The organism is Labrys neptuniae (genome assembly GCF_040797145.1).
GTDB lineage: Bacteria > Pseudomonadota > Alphaproteobacteria > Rhizobiales > Labraceae > Labrys > Labrys neptuniae.
In genome coordinates this window covers 100,498-118,116 of the sequence record NZ_JBFNQD010000007.1, presented here as the reverse complement: position 1 = coordinate 118,116, position 17,619 = coordinate 100,498, and the positions used below count along the sequence as shown (strand labels likewise).

The window sequence follows — 17,619 nt, the reverse complement described above, 5'->3', positions numbered from 1 at the left end:
CGTCAGGAATTGGCCGTCATCGGCTCGACCACGCTGCGGACTTCGGTGATCTTGGTCGCCGGAAAGCCGCTGAGCTTTGCATGCTCGCGGACAGCGTCCTCGTTCTCAGCCAGGTAGACGCAGAAGGTCTTGTCATCGACCACATAGGACTGCAGCCATTGGGCCCGACCCTCGAGCTTGGCCAAGGCGGCATTCGAGGTGCGGGCGACATCCTTGAGCTGGTCCCGGTTCAGGCCGCCGACCCCAGGAATGTCACGTTCGATCACATAGCGCTTCATCTCTTCGCTCCGTTTGCGGGTGAGGAAGGCGAGGATCGTCCGGTTCCCATCGGCAGGACAGGCGGCAGTTTCGACAATGTCGGATGGTGATCGTGACAATCGGACGAGCTGTCCTCAGCCCTGCGCATCCTAGCCGGCCGGCAGGGAACGCGGGTGACGAAGTCCCCACCAATCGCGCCAATCGGGCGCCGGCCCCAGGCAGGAAGCAGCCGGCGCGCCGAGACGGCCCCAGCCGTTTCGAGCTTTTGCGCTCGGGGATTTCAGGCAAAAGCGCAGCAGATCTCGGCGCTCCTGCCCACAGGAGCCGTGCGAGGATGATCCAGCGAAGCGTTTATTGGACGCCGGCCGACCAGTCCGGCCAATCCTTGATGATGGCATCGGCAAAGGCCGAGCCGACGCGATAGGCATTGGCGACGGACGGGCCGAAGCCGCCGGACTTAGCCGAGAGCGATTCCGCCGCGCTCTGGCCGGGTGCCTCGCGATCGAAATTGGAGGCGGTGCGCAGCACGGCGATACGCTCGAAATCGAGCAGGCCGGCATCGGCGCCGCGCTTGAGGGCGGTCAGCGTGGCATTGTCTTCCATCTGGGTGGTGCAGTAATTCGCCTTGCCGTCGGTGGCATGCCTGGCCCAGCGCTCCATGGCATCGCCGATCCTGGAGCCGTGCCAATAGGTATCGATCGAGACGGTGTCGCACAGCTTCACCGCCGGCTTGGCGCGGGCGGCCTCGTCCTGGTAGCGGGCGCGATAAGCCTCGGCATCCTTGCCGTCGGCGAGCTCGACCGAGCGGGTCAGCGCGAAGGCCTTTTCCGCCAGTTTGGCGTTGAGGGCATAGACCTCGGTACCGGCGCTCCAGCCTGCCTTGTCGCTCGGCTTGGCGGCGCCGAGAGGCAGCATGCCGTCGGGCCAGTCGGACGGGATCTGGCGTGGGTCGATATCGTGGCGCAGCCCGCCATCGATGACATAGCGTGCCCACAGCGCCGATCCCAGCGTGCCATCCTTGGGGTCGATGCCGGCGATGCCGTCGATCAGGAAATAGGTCTGCTTCAGGTCGAATTGGCCGCCGAGCACAAGGGCTGCCGTCGAACTGGCCGCATTGGCATAGCCCATGGCGGTCGTCATCACGCATAGGCCCTCGGAATCGCAGGCGACGTCGGGATAGTCCTTCGACAGGCCGGGAACCTTGATTTTCGTCGTCAGCTTGCGAGCCTCGAGCCAGGGCTTGGTTTCCTCGCCGAACATGGTGATCACCATCACCTTGGGGGCAATCCGCTCGGCAGCGCTGACATGAGCGCTGCCGATGAGGGCGAAAGCCGCCGCAAGGCCGGCGCCGACGAGATGTTTGCCGGTGGATGTTACCCGCGATCGGGCATTGGTCAGCGTCGGCGTCCGGGTGAACAGCATCGGGATTGGATCTCCAGGGTGGCTTCTTCCGGTATCGCATGGATGCGGCGCTGTCATCCTGTCCGCGTCGCCGATACCCTGTAAAGATCGAGGCTGCCCGAAGCGGGGTTGCCGGCGACACCTTGGCCCCATGCCGCTTTCACCCTATGTTCTCGCCATGCGGCCTTCGGACTTGCTGATTCCGACGCCGTCGGGGCTGTACTGCCCACCGGCGGACGTCCATGTCGATCCCATCAAGCCAGTCGGGCGGGCGCTGATCACCCATGCCCATTCCGATCATGCCCGCGCCGGACATCGCCAGGTGCTGGCCACCGCCGAGACGCTGGCGATCATGGCGGCGCGCTATGGCGAGGATTTTTGCGAGACCCGTCAGACCGCCATCCTCGGGCAGACGATCGATCTCGGCGGTGTGAGCGCGACCTTCCATCCCGCCGGCCATGTGCTGGGCTCGGCGCAGATCGCCTTCGAGGCGAAGGGCCTGCGCATCGTCGCCTCGGGCGATTACAAGCGCCAGGCAGATCCGACCTGCCTGCCCTTCGAGCCGGTGCCCTGCGACGTCTTCATCTCGGAAGCCACCTTCGCTTTGCCGGTGTTCCACCATCCCGATCCCCGGCATGAGATCGGCAAGCTCATGGATTCGCTGGCCTTGTTTCCCGAGCGGGCCCATCTCGTCGGCGCCTATTCCCTCGGCAAGGCGCAGCGCATCATCGCCATGGCCCGCCATGCCGGGCATCAGGCGCCGATCTATCTGCATGGCGCCATGGAGAAAGTGACGCGCCTCTATCAGGATTTCGGCATCGAACTCGGGGCGCTGCAGCTGGTGCGCGACGTCAAGCCGGCCGAACTGGCCGGTGCCATCGTGCTCTGCCCGCCCAGCGCAGCCCAGGAAGTCTGGTCGCGCAAGATGCCGGATCCCCTCAGCGTCTACGCTTCGGGCTGGATGCGCATCCGGGCGCGGGCGCGCCAGAGTGGTGCCGAGCTGCCGTTGGTGATCTCCGACCACGCCGATTGGCCCGATCTGCAGCGCTCGATCCTGGAAACGGGCTGTTCGGAGCTGTGGGTCACCCATGGCCAGGAGGACGCGCTGGTGCATTGGGCCCGCAGCCAGGGGCTTAAGGCCCAGCCCCTGCACATGATCGGCTATGGCGACGAGGAGACCGAGGAGGCATGAACCGCTTCGCCGAACTGCTCGACCGCCTTGCCTATGAGCCGGGCCGCAACGCCAAGCTGCGCCTGCTGACCAGCTATTTCCGCGAGACCCCCGATCCGGACCGCGGCTATGCGCTGGCGGCGATCACCGGGGCGCTGTCCTTCCGCAACGCCAAGCCGGCCCTGCTGCGCGAGTTGATCGGTGAACGTGCCGATCCCGAGCTCTTCGCGCTGTCCTACGACTATGTCGGCGACCTGTCCGAAACCATCGCACTGATGTGGCCGGTCCGGCCGGGCATGAACCATGCGCCCAGCCTGTCGGAGGTGGTGGAGGCCTTGAGCCAGGCCGGCCGTTCGGAGATGCCGGCCCTGATCGCCCGCCATCTCGACGCGCTGGATGAGAAAGGACGGTGGGCCTTCCTCAAGCTGATCACGGGTGCGCTCAGGATCGGCGCTTCCGCCCGTCTCGCCAAGAGCGCCGTGGCCGCGCTGGGCTCCCTGTCCCCTGATGATATCGAGCTCGCCTGGCCTGGCCTGCAGCCGCCCTATGAGAGCCTGTTTGCCTGGGCGCAAGGCAAGGGCGAGCGGCCCGAGAGCGGCAATCCGGCACCCTTCCGGCCGGTGATGCTGGCCCATGCCCTGGAGGAGGGCGATCTTGCGGCCATCCTGCCGGACAGCCATGTGGCGGAATGGAAATGGGACGGCATTCGCGTCCAGGCCGTCGGCGCGCGCACCGCGAACGGGCCGATGCTGCGCCTTTATTCGCGCACCGGCGAGGATATCGCCCCGGCCTTTCCCGATCTCGTCGAGGCCCTCGATTTCGAGGGCGCCATCGACGGTGAATTGCTGGTGCGGCGGCTCGGCGAGGATGGCGAAGGCCGCATCGAGAATTTCAACGCTCTCCAGCAGCGGCTCAACCGCAAGAGTGTGACGCCGAGGCTCATCGCCGACTATCCCGCTCATATCAGGGCCTATGATTTGCTGGCCGAAGGGGAGGAGGACCTGCGTGACCGTCCCTTCATCGAAAGGCGTGCGCGGCTGGAAGCCTTCGTGGCACGCCTGGCTTGCCCGCGTCTCGACCTTTCGCCATTGGTCGCCTTCGCCGCACCGGATGCCCTGGCGCTGGCCCGGGAGAATCCCGCCAACGCCGGGGCCGGTCCTGATGCCGAGGCGGTCGAGGGGCTGATGCTGAAGCGGCGCGACAGCCTCTATGTGCCGGGCCGGCCGAAGGGGCTGTGGTTCAAATGGAAGCGTGAGCCGTTCCGCATCGACGCGGTGCTGATGTATGCCCAGCGCGGGCATGGCAAGCGCTCCTCCTTCTATTCCGACTACACCTTCGGCGTGTGGAAGGGCGAGGAGCTGGTGCCGGTCGGCAAGGCCTATTTCGGCTTCACCGACGAGGAACTGCGCGACATCGACCGTTTCGTCCGCAACAACACGGTGAACCGCTTCGGCCCGGTGCGGGAAGTTGTCCACACCGCAGACAAAGGCCTGGTGGTGGAAGTCGCCTTCGAGGGACTGGCGCGCTCCAGTCGCCACAAATCCGGCGTCGCCATGCGCTTTCCTCGGCTGGCGCGCTTGCGCTGGGACAAGCCGCCCGGCGAGGCCGACAGGCTGGAAAGCCTCACTGCCCTGCTTGACCGCACGGCCGTCACGCCCGAAATAGGGGCTGGTACGACAGGAGATTAGCTATGGCTGGGCTGGAGAAGTTCATGGGCGGCTCGGTGATGGGCACGATTATCAAGCTGGTGGTGGTTTCTGTTGCCGTGGGCCTCGTGCTGGCCTGGCTCGACCTCACCCCCTGGGAACTCCTTGCCAGGCTTCGGCACTTCCTCGAGCGCCTCTCGGCGCAGGGTTTCGGCATGATCAAGGACCTGTTCGGCTATTTCCTGCTCGGCGCGGTGATCGTGGTACCGATCTGGCTCGTGCTGCGCCTGTTGAAATCCGCCCCCTCCGGCGGGCGCAAATAGAACGGCACACCCCTGTCGCCGGGTGTCGCTACGCGGCGAATTCCTTGGCAAAGCTGCCCAGGCTTTCGGCCGCCGCCCTGCGCATGAAGGCCTGGTCCGAGGCCACGATGAAGGTAGAGGCGCCGATTGTATGGTAGCGCTTCGCTTCGGCGGCGTTGGCCACCATCATGCAGACTGGCTTGCCCGCCCGTTCGGCCGCGGCGCAGATCGTCTCGACGGCAGCCTGTACCGGCGGCGCCTCGGGGCTCTCGGCCTGCAGGGCTACCGTAAGATCGCCCCGCCCGATGAAGACGGCATCGAGGCCCTCGGTTGCCAGGATGGTATCGATCTCCGCCAGCGCTTCAGGATCCTCGATCATCGCGATGAGGCTGACATGGGCGTCCTGCCGGTCGACATGCGGCCAGATGCCGAGGCCGCCATAGCGCCCGGCGCGCGGCGAATTGGAAAAGCCCCGTCGGCCGCCGCGATAGCGGCAGGCCGCGGCGGCCTCGCGGGCCCTCGCCGCGGAGGAGATATGCGGAACCAGGACGCCCGCGGCTCCATCGTCGAGGGCACCGAGGATGCGGGCGATCTCGGGCACGCGGACGATCGCGGCGGTGCCCGCTGCGCGTGCGGCCAGCATTATCAGTTCGGTCTGGCCGCGATCGAAGGGAGCATGTTCCTCGTCCACGACAACGAAGTCGAAACCGAGATCGCCGAGGATTTCGGTCGCGTGGACGGTGGGTGTCTTGATGAACGATCCGAGCAGGGGCTTTCGCGACAGCAGGCGCTGGCGGAAGGCGTCGGCCGGGCGTGCGGGGGCATTGTCGTGCATGGCGATGATTTTCTATTGTTTCGATAGTCGAAACATTGTTTCTATGATTAGGTTCAACCTAAAGGGCGCCCGTGTCAATGGCCGGGCCTGCCCTGCCTCGTGAGGAACTGAAGAATGCCTCGTGTTAGCGGCCCGGGCGGTGACGGCGTGCAGGCGGTGGTTCTGGCCATGCGCATCCTGGAACTGCTGGCGGAGGAGGGGCGGCCCATGGGCGTGTCGGCGATGGCCGTCGCCCTGGAGACCACCAAGAGCCGGATCTGGCGCTATCTGCAGACGCTGGTGCAGCATGGCTACATCGTCCAGCTGCCGGAGACGGAGCGCTATCAGCTCGGCAGCCGCCTGATCAAGCTGGGGCAGGCCGTGGGGGAGGGGCGCGACATCGTCTCGGCCAGCGCCCGGGCCCTGCGGGAATTGCGCGACAGCCTGGGCCATTCGGCGGTGATCGCCCAGCTGGAAGCGGAGGGGGTGCGCGTGCTCACCACCGTCCCGGGTAAATCCACCGTCGAGATTGGCGTCCGGCCGGGGTCCCTGCTCGAGTTTCACAGTTCAGCCCAGGGCAAGATCGCCCTTGCCTTCGGCAATGACGCCTTGCGGGCCACCGTGTTCGGCATGCGCCTGGAGCGCCGCACCCAGGCGACGATCGTCACGCCCGGCGGCTTGCGCAAGGAGATCGAGCGCGTGCGCCAGGCCGGCTGGGCAATTGCGCCGAACGAGATCCTGATCGGCCTCAATGCGCTGGCAGCCCCGGTCTTCGATGCCGCCGGCTCCCTGGTCGGGACGCTGGCGATCGTCGATTCCGTGCAGTTCATCACCGAGACGCCCACCGCCGAGCAGATCGAGCGGACGGTCAGGGCTGCAAAGCAGGTTTCCGAAGCGCTGGGCTACGTGCTCGATTGACGGCCGCTGGTGGCCCTCTTGACAAGGGAGGACTTTGCTTCAAAAATAAATAGAACATCGTTTCGACTAACGAAACAAAAGCGAAGTGGCTGATTGGGTGTGACCTGCGCCGGGCCGCTGGGAGGTTGCCATGTATGATGCTTCGGATCCGCGTTCGACGCTGGCGTCGGTCCAGGCCGGGCCAATGGCGACCGCCTTCGCCGGCGCCGATTGCGGCAAGTTCTATGAGGCCCCGCCCCAGGAGGACGATGCCAATGGCCGCAGCTGGCTCATCCGCAGCCAGCATTGCGTGGTCGCCTATAGCGAAGCGCGGGATGGCGCCTGTTTCTCCCGCGCTGCGCAGCCCGACGAATATGTGTTGCTCTTGCCCGATGCCGCCGTCAGCGCCGAGGTCGAGACCGCCGATGGCAAGACGCGTGTGCCAGGCTATTCGATTGCCTTCGTTCCGCCCGGCCCGAGCACGATCCGGATCGTGGGATCGGGGCCGGTCGTGCGCCTGTTCACCACCAGGGCCGGGGATCTCGTGGCCCGCTGCGCGAACGCGGCATCCTATGACACGCCGCATCCCAATGTGGCGCCCTTCCAGCCCTGGCCGGAGGCGGCGGGCGGATCGCGGCTTCATGTCTATTCGCTCGACGTGCCGGACGAACCGGGGCGGTTCGGGCGCATCTGGCGCGGCTCGACCATGATGGTCAACGTCCTGCCGGTGCAGCACGGGCCGCGCGACGTCACCAAGCTCTCGCCGCATCATCACGACGATTTCGAACAGATCTCCCTCGCGCTGGAGGGAGCCTTCACCCACCATCTGCGCTGGCCCTGGACCACGGATCTCAACGCCTGGCGCGACGACCAGCACGAATATTGCGAAGCGCCCTCGGTGATGGTGATCCCGCCGCCGGCGATCCATACCTCCCGCGGCATGCTCGCCGGGGTGAATCAGCTCGTCGACATCTTCTGCCCGCCGCGCCGGGATTTTTCGCTGAAGCCCGGCTGGGTGCTGAACGCCGCCGATTATCCGATGCCGGCCGAGGGTGCCGGGACCCCGTCCTGACGCACCGATCGCGCAGTAGAGCAGGCAGGACGAAGGAGGCAGTACCATGGACGCACTGACCATTGATACCGGATCGGCCGGGGATACCAAGCGCATCGACGCGCTGCTCAAGGGGGCGATCGATCCCCATGTCCATAGCGGGCCTTCGATCGCGCCGCGCGGGCTCGACCATCTGGAACTGGCCCGCCAGATGTCGGAGGCGGGCTTTGCGGCGGTGGTCACCAAGGACCACGACTATGCCGGCGTTGCGACGGCGGCCCTGATTTCCCAGCATCATCCGGAACTCACCACCAAGGTCTTTTCCGGCATCGTGCTCAACAATGTGGTGGGAGGCATCAATCCCTACGCCGTCGAGCATACCGCGGCGATGGGCGGCAAGATCGTCTGGATGCCGACACTGGCCGCCGAGAACCATCTCGAATGGGAAAAGACCTCCTCCTGGTCGCATCCGGCGTCGACCCAGAAGATGCGGCCGGCCCGGGCGGTCCCGGTCCTCGATGCCAACAGGCAGGTGCTCGACGACGTCAAGGAAGTCCTGGACGTCATTGCCCGCAGCGGCATGGCGCTTGCCAGCGGCCACCTCCATGTCAGCGAGACCTGGATCCTGTTCGAGGAAGCGCGGCGCCGCGGCGTCGAGCGCCTGATCTTCACCCATCCGGAGGACATCGTCGGCGCGAGCCTGGACGATGTGAAGGAGATCGCCGCCATGGGCGCCTATGTGGAGCACTCGCTCTGCATGTTCCTGGAAGGATCGAAGTTCAAGACCCGCTCGGCGGAGGATCTGCGCCAGCAGATCGAAGCGGCCGGCGTCGACCGCACCATCCTGTGTTCGGATCTCGGGCAGGTCGGCGTGTTCAGCCCGCTGGAAGGATTCCGGCGCGGCGTGCGCCTGTGCCTGGAACTCGGCTATTCCGACGAGGCGATCCGCCGGATGGTCTCGACCAACACGGCGCATGTGCTCGGGCTGGAGCAACTCGTTTCCCAGGCGGCCTGAGCCTACGCCTGACGCAAGTTTGAGTTTCGCAATGAGTTTCGGCGGCATTTTCGGGCCGCCGAGTGCAGACGCATATCCGATGCTCACGCAGCGCCGGTTCAAGGCCTATCGACATAACCGGCCCCATTGCTCGCTTCTGCCAGGACGGTCGGACGCGCAGCCTCCAACATAAGGCCGGAAGCAGGGAGGAATGCATGTTCGCCTGGTTCACCAGTCTCGATCGTACCGAGCGCAAGACGCTCTATGCCTGTTTCGGCGGCTGGGCCGTCGATGCGCTCGACACCCAGCTCTACAGTTTTCTCATCCCGACCCTGATCGCGGTATGGGGCATGACGAATGCCGAGGCCGGCTTTCTTGGAACCTCGGCCCTGATCTCCTCCGCCATCGGCGGCTGGGCGGCCGGTATCCTGAGCGACCGCATCGGGCGCGTGCGCGTCATGAAGCTCGCCATCCTCTGGTTTTCGTTTTTCACCGTGCTGAGTGGCTTCTGCAACTCCTTCGAGCAGCTGCTTGCCGCCCGCATCCTGTCGGGCATTGGCTTCGGCGGCGAATGGGCTGCCGGCTCGGTGCTGATGGGCGAGATCATCCGTTCCGAATATCGCGGCAAGGCCGTCGGCACCGTGCAGAGCGCCTATGCCATCGGCTACGCCATTGCGGCGATCCTCTCCTCCATCCTGTTCGCGACCCTGCCTGATACCCAGGCCTGGCGCTGGATGTTCTGGCTCGGGGCAGCGCCGGCCATTCTGGTCCTGCTCGCCCTGCGCGGCGTGCCCGAGCCGGCCGTCTTCCTGGCGGCCCGGGAGAAGAGAGTGAAGGCCGGGGAAGCACCCGCCAGCCCATTGATGATCTTCCACCGGCGCTATCTGCGCACCACCTGCCTGACCTCACTCCTGGCCTTCGGCGTGCAGGCGGGCGGCTTTTCCATGGTGATCTGGCTGCCGACCTTCCTGAAGACGGTGCGGGAAATCTCCACCGTGGGTGTGGGCTATCACATGTTCGTCCTCACCGTGGGCTCCTTCGTCGGCTATATCGTCGCCGCCTATCTGTGCGATGCCATCGGCCGCCGCCGCAACTTCCTGCTCTTTGCCCTGCTGAACTGGATCTTCATTCCGGCCTTCCTCTATCTGCCGGGTGGCGGGGTGGTGATGTTCGCGCTCGATTTCGTGCTGGGCTTTGCGGCTCTTGGCATCTACAGCGCTCTCGGGCCCTATTTCACCGAATTATTCCCGAACGCCATCCGGGGCAACGGCCAGGGCTTTGCCTATAATTTCGGCCGGGCCGCCGGCGCCTTCTTTCCCACGGTCATCGGCCTGATGACGGCAGGCGGCCATCTCCTGCTGCGCGACGCCATGGCCGTCACGGCCGTCAGCGCCTATTTCTTCGTGCTCCTCGCCATCGCCCTGCTGCCGGAAACGCGGGGCCGTGAACTCGCCGAGGAGGTCGAGAAGGAAAATGCCGGGCAAGGTGCGTTGCGCCTGGCGCAACCGGTTCCCGGGAACGGCTCGTAACGGGGGGCGGGCAAATCGGCTCGGGGGTATCTTGGGCGGGGCACCTTGGAATGACTCTTGATTGGGGCTACCAAGGCGCGAGGAAAATCACCGCCCATGCCCGCCGCTTCGATCGACGCCCCCATCCGCCCCGTTCCCGTCAGCCACCGCATCGTCATCGGCATCGCCGCGCCGATGACGTTGGCCCATCTGTCCACCCCGCTGCTCGGGCTGGTCGACACCGCCGTGATCGGCCAGATCGGCAGTGAGGCCCTGCTCGGGGCGGTGGCGCTCAATGCCCTCCTGTTCGATTTCCTGTTCTGGGGCTTCGGCTTCCTGCGCATGGGTACCGCCGGCCTGACGGCGCAGGCCGTCGGCGCCGACGACAGGCTGGAGCAGCGGGCGGTGTTCCTGCGAGCGCTGGTGATGGCGGGCGTGCTCGGCCTCGCCATGGTGGCACTGCAGCGCGCGATTGCGGCGGTCGCCTTCCCGCTCCTCGGCGCCTCGCCCGAGGTGACCCATGCGGCGGAGGTCTATTTCGCCATCCGCATCTGGTCCGCTCCCTTCGCCTTCGCCAATTATGCCGTGCTCGGCTGGCTGATCGGCCTGGGACGGACCACCACCGGCCTGTTGCTGCAGATCGGCATCAACGTCGTCAACATCCTGCTCTGCATCCTGTTCACGCTGGGAATGGGCTGGGGCGTCGCCGGTACCGCCTGGGCCACCACATTGGCGGAAACCACCGGCGTCGTCGCCGGCCTGGCCGTAGTGATTGCCCATTTCGGCGGGAATCTGGGCGTGCCGCGGTCCCTCGTCTTCGACAGGGCCAAATTCGTGCGCATGATCGCGATCAACCGCGACATCATGCTGCGCACTTTCGCCTTGCTGGCAGCCTTCGTCTTCTTCGGGCGCCAGGGTGCACTGGCTGGCGACGTGACGCTGGCCGCCAATGCCATCCTCAACAATTTCTTCCTGGTCGGGGGCTATTTCCTCGATGGCATCGCCACTGCGGCCGAGCAGCTCAGCGGGCGCTCGATCGGCGCCAACAATCGGCCGTCCTTCGAAAAAGCGGTGCGCTATTCGGTGATCTGGAGCCTGGGACTGGCGATCGGCATGTCCGCCGTGCTGTTTGCGGCGGGCGGGGCCTTCATCGATTTCATGACCACCAGCACCTCGGTTCGCGAGCTGGCCCGGCAGTTCCTGCCCTATGCCGCCGTCACGCCCATCGCAGGCGCGCTCGCCTTTACCTTCGACGGCGTCTATGTCGGCGCCACCTGGAATGCAGCCATGCGCAACCTGATGGCGGTGGCGCTCGCCTGCTATTTCGGGCTGTGGTGGTTGCTGCAGCCTCTCGGCAATCACGGCCTGTGGCTCGCCTTGATCGGCTTCCTGGTGGCGCGTGGCGCCGGGCAGGGACTGGCCTATTTCCGCCTGTTGCCGGGCTCCTTTTCAGGCATCCAGACCAAGGCCGCCTGAGCGGGCTGCTCCGGATTGCGGCATTGCGATACCTTCGTTGCCTGAAATTTTCGCTTGGCCTCGCCGGCAAAATTAGTTGTAATCGTCCACTATATCGAGGGCGGGGTGCTGATGTCCCGCCGGTGATTGGGAAGGACGGTCACGATGCTGGTCTCCGACGCCGAGCCGAAAACCCCGAGCGCCACCATCCTGTCGGTCGACAAGCTCACCGTCAGCCTGCCGCGCAACATGGAACGGCCCTACGCCGTCGAGAACATCTCCTTCGAGCTCAAGGCCGGCGAGATCCTCTGCATCATCGGTGAATCCGGCTCGGGCAAATCCGTCACCGCCAACACGATCATGGGGCTGTTGTCGTCATCGCTGACGGTGACGGGCGGGCGCATCCTGTTCAAGGGCATGGATCTGCTGGCGACCCGGGAAGAACGGCTGCGCGACCTGCGCGGCCGGGCCGTCTCGATCATCTTCCAGGATCCGCTTTCCGCCCTCAATCCGCTGATGACCATCGGTGACCAGATCGCCGAGGCGATGGAGGCGCATGGCGTGGGCACGCCCGCCACGCGGCAGCAAAAGGTCGTCGAACTGCTCGGCGAGGTCGGGCTGCCCAATCCGGCGACCATCCGCCATCAATATCCCTTCCGCCTCTCGGGCGGCCAGCGCCAGCGCGTGATGATCGCCATCGCTCTCGCCCTCGATCCGGACGTGCTGATCGCCGACGAGCCGACCACGGCGCTCGATGTTACCACCCAGGCCCAGATCCTCGAACTCATCCGCAAGATCCAGCGCCGCAAGGGCATGAGCGTGATGTTCATCACCCATGATTTCGGCGTGGTGGCCGAGATTGCCGACCGGGTCGTGGTGATGGAAAAGGGCCGGCTGGTGGAGCAGGGCACGGCGGCCCAGGTCCTGCGCGAGCCACAGCATCCCTATACCAGGACGCTGATCGCGGCCGTGCCACGCATGGCGGCCGATGATGCCGCGCCTGCCGCTCTGCCCCCTGTCATCCTGGAGGCGGAGAGGATCAGCAAGACCTACCAGGGCCAGGGGCGTTTCTTCGCCAAGGGCACGCCGGTACGCGCCGTCGACGATGTGAGTTTCTCGATCCGGCAGGGCTGCACGCTGGGGCTCGTGGGGGAATCGGGCTCGGGCAAGTCGTCGCTGGGCCGGGTGCTAATGAAGCTGATGGGCAGCGATGGCGGCCGCATCCTGTTCGAGGGGCGGGATATCGCGCCCTTGCGTGAGGACGAGTTCCGGCCGCTGCGCCCGCGCATCCAGATGATCTTCCAGGATCCCTACGCCTCGCTCAATCCCCGCCATACCATCGGCCGCATCCTCACCGTCGGCCCCATCGCTCAGGGCATGACCGCCGGCAAGGCCAAGGAGAAGGCGGTCGGCCTGCTCGCTCGCGTCGGCCTCGATGCCGGCGCCTATGACCGCTTTCCCCACGAATTCTCCGGCGGCCAGCGCCAGCGCATCGGCATTGCCCGCGCGCTGATGTTCGATCCCGTCCTGCTGATCGCCGATGAGGCGGTCTCTGCGCTCGATGTCTCGATCCAGGCCCAGATCCTGCAATTGCTGGCGCGCATTCAGAAAGAGATGCATCTGGCCATGATCTTCATCACCCATGATCTGCGCGTTGCCAGCCAGATCTGCGACGAGGTCGCGGTGATGTTCAAGGGCCGGATCGTCGAATCCGGGCCGCCGGCGCAGGTCTTCCGCAGACCGCAGAACGACTACACCAAGCGTCTGGTGGCGGCCATTCCGGGCAGCGAGTGGGAGCCGGCCGCATGAAGGTAAAACGGGCCAAGCCGCCGACGTTGCCCGCGCATATCGATCTCGATGTGCTCGAGGATACGCTCAGCTTCTACATCCGGGTGATCAGCCTGGCGGTGTCGCGAGACCTCGACGAATGGCTCGATGGCCTCGAAGTGGCCAAGGGCACCGGCAAGGTCACCACGCTGCTGCTGGTCGACAGCCATCCCGGCATCCGCCCCTCGGTGATCGCCCATCTGGTGATGAAGGACCGTTCCGCCATGGGGCGGCTGGTCGACCACATGATCGAGCAGGGGCTGCTCACCCGCAAAATCTCGTCCGACGACAGCCGGGCCCACGAACTTTACATCACGCCGGCCGGCGCCGAGCTGGCCGCCAAGGTGCGTGTATTGGCGACGGAGCAGTCGAAACGCTTCTTCGACTTCATCCCCGAGCATGAGCAGAGACAGGTCATGGACATCCTGAAACGGGCCTATTGCCGTTTCGTGGGCATGCCGCCTCAGAACAGTGCCGACAAGGAAGGACAGGTGGCATGAGCGAGCAGAGGGTGGCCCTGATCTCGGGCGCCAATCGGGGCATCGGCCAGGCGGTGGCGGCCGAGCTCGCCAGCCGGGGATGGCGGCTTTCGCTGGGCATGCGGCGGCCGGAGCAGCCCGCCTGGGCGGATCCGGAACGCGTGCATCTGCAGGCCTATGACGCCGCCGATCCCCAGGCGGAGGCGGACTGGACCGAGGCGACCCTGCGGCGTTTCGGGCGCATCGATGCAATCGTCGCCAATGCCGGCATCATGATCCCCAAGAACGTCATCGAGGCCGAGGACGAGGATCTCGATGCCATGCTGGCCGTGAACGTCAAGGCGCCGCGGCGCCTGGCCAAGGCGGCCTGGCAGGCCTTGTCCGAGAGCGGGAGTGGGCGGGTGATCGTCATCGCCTCGCTGTCGGGCAAGCGGGTCAAATCCTCGCGGGCCGGGCTCTATTCCATCTCGAAATATGCGGCCGTCGCCCTGGCGCACGGCATCCGTCACGAAGGCTTCGAGCGCGGCATCCGCGCCACCGCGATCTGTCCCGGCTTCGTCGCCACCGACATGGCTCTGAGCCTGACCGACCGCTCGGCCGAGAAGATGACCTCGCCGCATGATCTCGCCCGCATCATCGCCATGCTGATCGACCTGCCCAACGAAGCCAGCGTCGCCGAATTCACCATCAACTGCCAGCTCGAAGAGTCCTACTGACATGCCCGGCCCCACTGTCATTCCCGTCCAAGGCGACGCGGCGCTGCCCGCCAAGGTCGATGTCGTCGTCATCGGCGGCGGCATCATCGGCACCTCCACGGCGCTCGAACTGGCCGAGCGGGGCCTCAAGGTCGCGCTTTGCGAGAAGGGCGGCATCGGCCAGGAACAGTCGAGCCGCAATTGGGGCTGGGTACGCATCTCGCGGCGCGACCCGCGTGAAGTGCCCCTGATGGCCGAAGCGCTGAGGATCTGGAAGACGCTCGACCAGCGCGTCGAAGGCGACACCGGCTATACCCGTGCCGGCATCATGTTCACCTGTGAGAACGACAAGGAATATGCCGACCACGAGCGCTGGAACCGCAATCTCGACGGCTACCAGCTCGACTCCCGCATGATCTCGGGCACCGAATACAAGCGGATGTTTCCCGGCACCACCATGGACATCAAGGGGGCGCTGTTCACCGCCGAGGACGGCCGCGCCGAGCCGCAGCGCGCCGCTCCCCTGATCGCGGAGGCGGCCCGGCGCAAGGGCGCCGCCATCCTGACCGAATGCGCCGTGCGCGGCGTGGAGACGTCGGGCGGAGCGATCAGCGGCGTCGTCACCGAACGCGGGCCGATCGCCTGCAGTGCCGTCGTCCTGGCCGGAGGAGCCTGGTCGAGCCTGTTCTCCGGCCGCTTCGGCATTCGCCTGCCGCAGTTGAAGGTGAAGAATTCCGTCCTGCGCACCAAGCCGCTGGAAGGCGGGCCGGGACCGGCAATCTGGTCCAACGGCTTTGCCGTGCGCAAGCGCGCGGATGGCGGGTATACCATCGCGTCCGGGCATGAGAACGTCGTCGACATCGTGCCCAACAGCTTCCGCTTCTTCTTCGATTTCCTGCCGGCCCTGCGCAAGGAATGGCGTTCGCTCAATCTGAGGATGGGTGGCCGCTTCTTCGAGGAAGCCCGCGTGCCGAAGCAATGGGCGATGGACGAGGTCAGCCCCTTCGAACGCTGCCGGGTGCTCGATCCCGAGCCGGCGAAGGAATTGACCGATGTCGCCCTGGCCAATCTCACCAAGGCCTTCCCGGTCTTCGCCAAGGCAGAGATTGCGCAGCGCTGGGCCGGCTATATCGACGTCACGCCGGATGCCGTGCCGGTGATCTCGCCGGTCGAAGCCATACCCGGCTTCCACATCGCTACCGGCTTCTCCGGCCACGGCTTCGGCATCGGCCCGGCGGCCGGCAAGCTGATGGCCGATCTCGTCACCGGACGGCCGCCCTTGGTCGACCCGGCCAATTTCCGTTTCTCCCGCTTCTCGGACGGATCGAAGATCGAGCTGATCAGCGGGTTCTAAGCCTGCCGGCCCGGGAGATCTCGGGCCGGCAACCGACTGCAACAACCATAAAAATAAAGCCACTCTCCAGAGGAACTCATCATGTCGAAACAAGAGCGAAACCAGTTTCCCCATCCCAATCGCCGGCAGGCCCTCGGCCTCATGGCGGCGACCGGCGCCTCGGCGCTGCTGATGCCGGCCCTGCTCGGGCGGGAGGAGGCCCTGGCGGCCGGCAAGGACAAGCCGTCGGGCCAGATGGTCATCAGCTTCTCGCAGGAACCGACCGTCTTCAATCCCCATCTGCTCCATATCGAGGTGGACGAGGGCATCCATTACAGCGTGTTCAATCCGCTGTTCGACGTCGATCCGGACGGTAAGTTCACGCCATCCCTCGCCGTCGAGGTGCCGACCGTGGAGAATGGCGGCATTTCCGCCGACGGCCTCAATTGGAAGGTCAAGCTGCGCGATGGCGTGAAGTGGCATGACGGCAAGCCCTTCACGGCCGAGGACGTCAAGTTCACGCTGGAACTGATGGTCGACCCCAATTTCCGCAGCTGGCGGCGCACCGGCCACGAGCATGTGCGCGACATCAAGGTAGTGTCGCCCACCGAGATCACCTGGCGCATGGACAAGCCCTTCGCGCCCTATCCCTCGATCCTGGCCTCCACCTTCATCGTGCCCAAGCACATCCTCGGCGAGGCTGCCGATAAGAACACGGCGCCTTTCAACAATGCGCCCGTCGGCACCGGGCCCTTCAAGTGGAGCAAGCGCGTCGCCGGCGACTATATCGAGCTTGCCGCCAACGAGGATTATTTCGGAGAAGGCCCCTATCTGGAGCGCATCGTCTACAAATACATCCCCGACATGACGGTGATGTACACCCAGTTCAAGACCGGGGACGTCGATGTCCTGGGCCTGCAATGGATCACGGCTGACCATTACGAGGAAGCCAAGACGCTCGAGGGCAAGGTCGTGGATGTCGTGCCGAATGCGACCATCGAGTCGGTCGGATTCAATATGGAACGTCCGCAGTTCAAGGACCCGGCCGTCCGCAAGGCGCTCTATCACGCGCTGGACAAGAAGACGATCATCGAGGCGCTCTATTACGGCCTGCCTGCCCCGACCGAATCCTACATGCCGCAGCAGTCCTTCTACTACAATCCGGACCTTCCCAAGCAGGACTACGATCCCGAGAAGGCCAAGAAGGTGCTCGACGAGGCTGGCTGGGTGCCCGGCGCCGACGGAATCCGCGCCAAGGACGGTGTGCGCCTGTCCTTCAGCAATTCGACCACGGCCGGCAACCATCTGCGTGAGCAGGTGCAGCAATTCATGCAGCAATCCTTCAAGGACATCGGGGTGGAGATGACGATCTCCAACCTGCCGCCGGCCGTGATGTGGGGCGACTACTGGATGTTGTCGAAGTTCGACAGCGTTGTCGTCGGCATCAACTTCATCACCGGGCCGGATCCCGATACCTCGGACTATTTCATGTCGACTTCGAGCGGGGCGAAGGGCGGCAACGGCCAGAACACCTGGCAATATGCCAATCCCGAAGTGGACAAACTCCTGAAGGAGGCTGGCAACCTTTTCGTGCCGGAGGAGCGCCGCAAGCTCTACTTCAAGATCCAGGAGATCATGCGGACCGACCTGCCCTTCCTGCCGATCTATCAATACGCCACCGTGCGTGGGCGCAAGAAGGGTGTGGAGGGCTTCCTGCCCAACATCAACAACCGCATCGACAGCTGGAACGTCAACACCTGGCGCTGGGCCAAATAGGCCTGCTGCCCC

Annotated in this window: 16 protein-coding genes; 13 read left to right on the top strand and 3 right to left on the bottom strand. The window is 65.4% G+C overall.

Translation table 11 applies throughout. The annotated features are described in order from the left end of the window. Positions 1–2: 2 nt before the first annotated feature. A complete protein-coding gene (locus ABXS05_RS20320) occupies positions 3–278 on the bottom strand; it encodes a DUF4242 domain-containing protein (RefSeq protein WP_311942855.1) in 276 nt (91 codons plus the stop codon). 331 nt (positions 279–609) lie between these two features. Continuing rightward, positions 610–1,680 (bottom strand): purine-nucleoside phosphorylase, encoded by a 1,071-nt coding sequence (locus ABXS05_RS20315; protein WP_367625198.1) that lies wholly within the window; start codon positions 1,678–1,680, stop codon positions 610–612. 130 nt (positions 1,681–1,810) lie between these two features. Here ABXS05_RS20315 and ABXS05_RS20310 point away from each other — a divergent pair, with 130 nt between their 5' ends. From ABXS05_RS20310 to ABXS05_RS20300, 3 genes are read left to right on the top strand one after another with little or no spacing between them, the layout of a single operon-like run. Continuing rightward, entirely contained in the window at positions 1,811–2,851 is a 1,041-nt protein-coding gene (locus ABXS05_RS20310) for a ligase-associated DNA damage response exonuclease (RefSeq protein ID WP_367625197.1), read from the top strand. Further along, on the top strand, positions 2,848–4,518 hold the full coding sequence (locus ABXS05_RS20305) for a cisplatin damage response ATP-dependent DNA ligase (protein ID WP_367625196.1): 1,671 nt from the start codon (positions 2,848–2,850) through the stop codon (positions 4,516–4,518). Before ABXS05_RS20310 ends, ABXS05_RS20305 begins: the two co-directional genes overlap by 4 nt. Positions 4,519–4,520: 2 nt before the next feature. After that, entirely contained in the window at positions 4,521–4,799 is a 279-nt protein-coding gene (locus tag ABXS05_RS20300) for a DUF6460 domain-containing protein (protein ID WP_149253881.1), read from the top strand. Positions 4,800–4,827: 28 nt separating this feature from the next. On the opposite strand, the gene ABXS05_RS20295 is transcribed toward ABXS05_RS20300, so the two are convergent. Then, positions 4,828–5,613, bottom strand: coding sequence for an HpcH/HpaI aldolase family protein (locus ABXS05_RS20295; RefSeq protein WP_367625195.1), 786 nt, complete (start codon positions 5,611–5,613; stop codon positions 4,828–4,830). Between the two features lie 114 nt (positions 5,614–5,727). On the opposite strand from ABXS05_RS20295, the gene ABXS05_RS20290 reads away from it, so the two are divergent. The 10 genes from ABXS05_RS20290 to ABXS05_RS20245 all read left to right on the top strand — a co-directional run bounded on the left by ABXS05_RS20290 (position 5,728) and on the right by ABXS05_RS20245 (position 17,607). Beyond that, positions 5,728–6,510, top strand: coding sequence for an IclR family transcriptional regulator (locus ABXS05_RS20290; protein WP_149253883.1), 783 nt, complete (start codon positions 5,728–5,730; stop codon positions 6,508–6,510). A gap of 130 nt (positions 6,511–6,640) precedes the next feature. After that, entirely contained in the window at positions 6,641–7,561 is a 921-nt protein-coding gene (locus tag ABXS05_RS20285; protein WP_367625194.1) for a cupin domain-containing protein, read from the top strand. Positions 7,562–7,607: 46 nt separating this feature from the next. Beyond that, positions 7,608–8,555 carry a DUF6282 family protein gene (locus ABXS05_RS20280; protein WP_367625193.1) on the top strand — a complete coding sequence of 316 codons (948 nt, stop codon included), beginning with the start codon at positions 7,608–7,610 and terminating at the stop codon, positions 8,553–8,555. Positions 8,556–8,749: 194 nt separating this feature from the next. Next, on the top strand, positions 8,750–10,063 hold the full coding sequence (locus ABXS05_RS20275) for an MFS transporter (protein WP_367625192.1): 1,314 nt from the start codon (positions 8,750–8,752) through the stop codon (positions 10,061–10,063). A 96-nt stretch (positions 10,064–10,159) separates the two neighbouring features. Continuing rightward, on the top strand, positions 10,160–11,518 hold the full coding sequence (locus ABXS05_RS20270) for an MATE family efflux transporter (RefSeq protein ID WP_367625191.1): 1,359 nt from the start codon (positions 10,160–10,162) through the stop codon (positions 11,516–11,518). A gap of 144 nt (positions 11,519–11,662) precedes the next feature. Beyond that, the gene (locus ABXS05_RS20265) at positions 11,663–13,306 is read left to right on the top strand and encodes an ABC transporter ATP-binding protein (RefSeq protein WP_367625190.1); all 1,644 of its coding nucleotides are present in this window, start codon (positions 11,663–11,665) and stop codon (positions 13,304–13,306) included. Next, positions 13,303–13,824, top strand: a complete 522-nt coding sequence (locus ABXS05_RS20260; protein WP_149253889.1) for a MarR family winged helix-turn-helix transcriptional regulator — start codon at positions 13,303–13,305, stop codon at positions 13,822–13,824. Before ABXS05_RS20265 ends, ABXS05_RS20260 begins: the two co-directional genes overlap by 4 nt. After that, positions 13,821–14,519, top strand: a complete 699-nt coding sequence (locus ABXS05_RS20255) for an SDR family NAD(P)-dependent oxidoreductase (RefSeq protein ID WP_367625189.1) — start codon at positions 13,821–13,823, stop codon at positions 14,517–14,519. Before ABXS05_RS20260 ends, ABXS05_RS20255 begins: the two co-directional genes overlap by 4 nt. 1 nt (position 14,520) lies before the next feature. Beyond that, positions 14,521–15,852 (top strand): NAD(P)/FAD-dependent oxidoreductase, encoded by a 1,332-nt coding sequence (locus tag ABXS05_RS20250; RefSeq protein WP_311942817.1) that lies wholly within the window; start codon positions 14,521–14,523, stop codon positions 15,850–15,852. Positions 15,853–15,933: 81 nt separating this feature from the next. Further along, positions 15,934–17,607, top strand: coding sequence for a peptide ABC transporter substrate-binding protein (locus ABXS05_RS20245; RefSeq protein ID WP_367625188.1), 1,674 nt, complete (start codon positions 15,934–15,936; stop codon positions 17,605–17,607). The last annotated feature ends 12 nt before the right edge of the window (positions 17,608–17,619 follow it).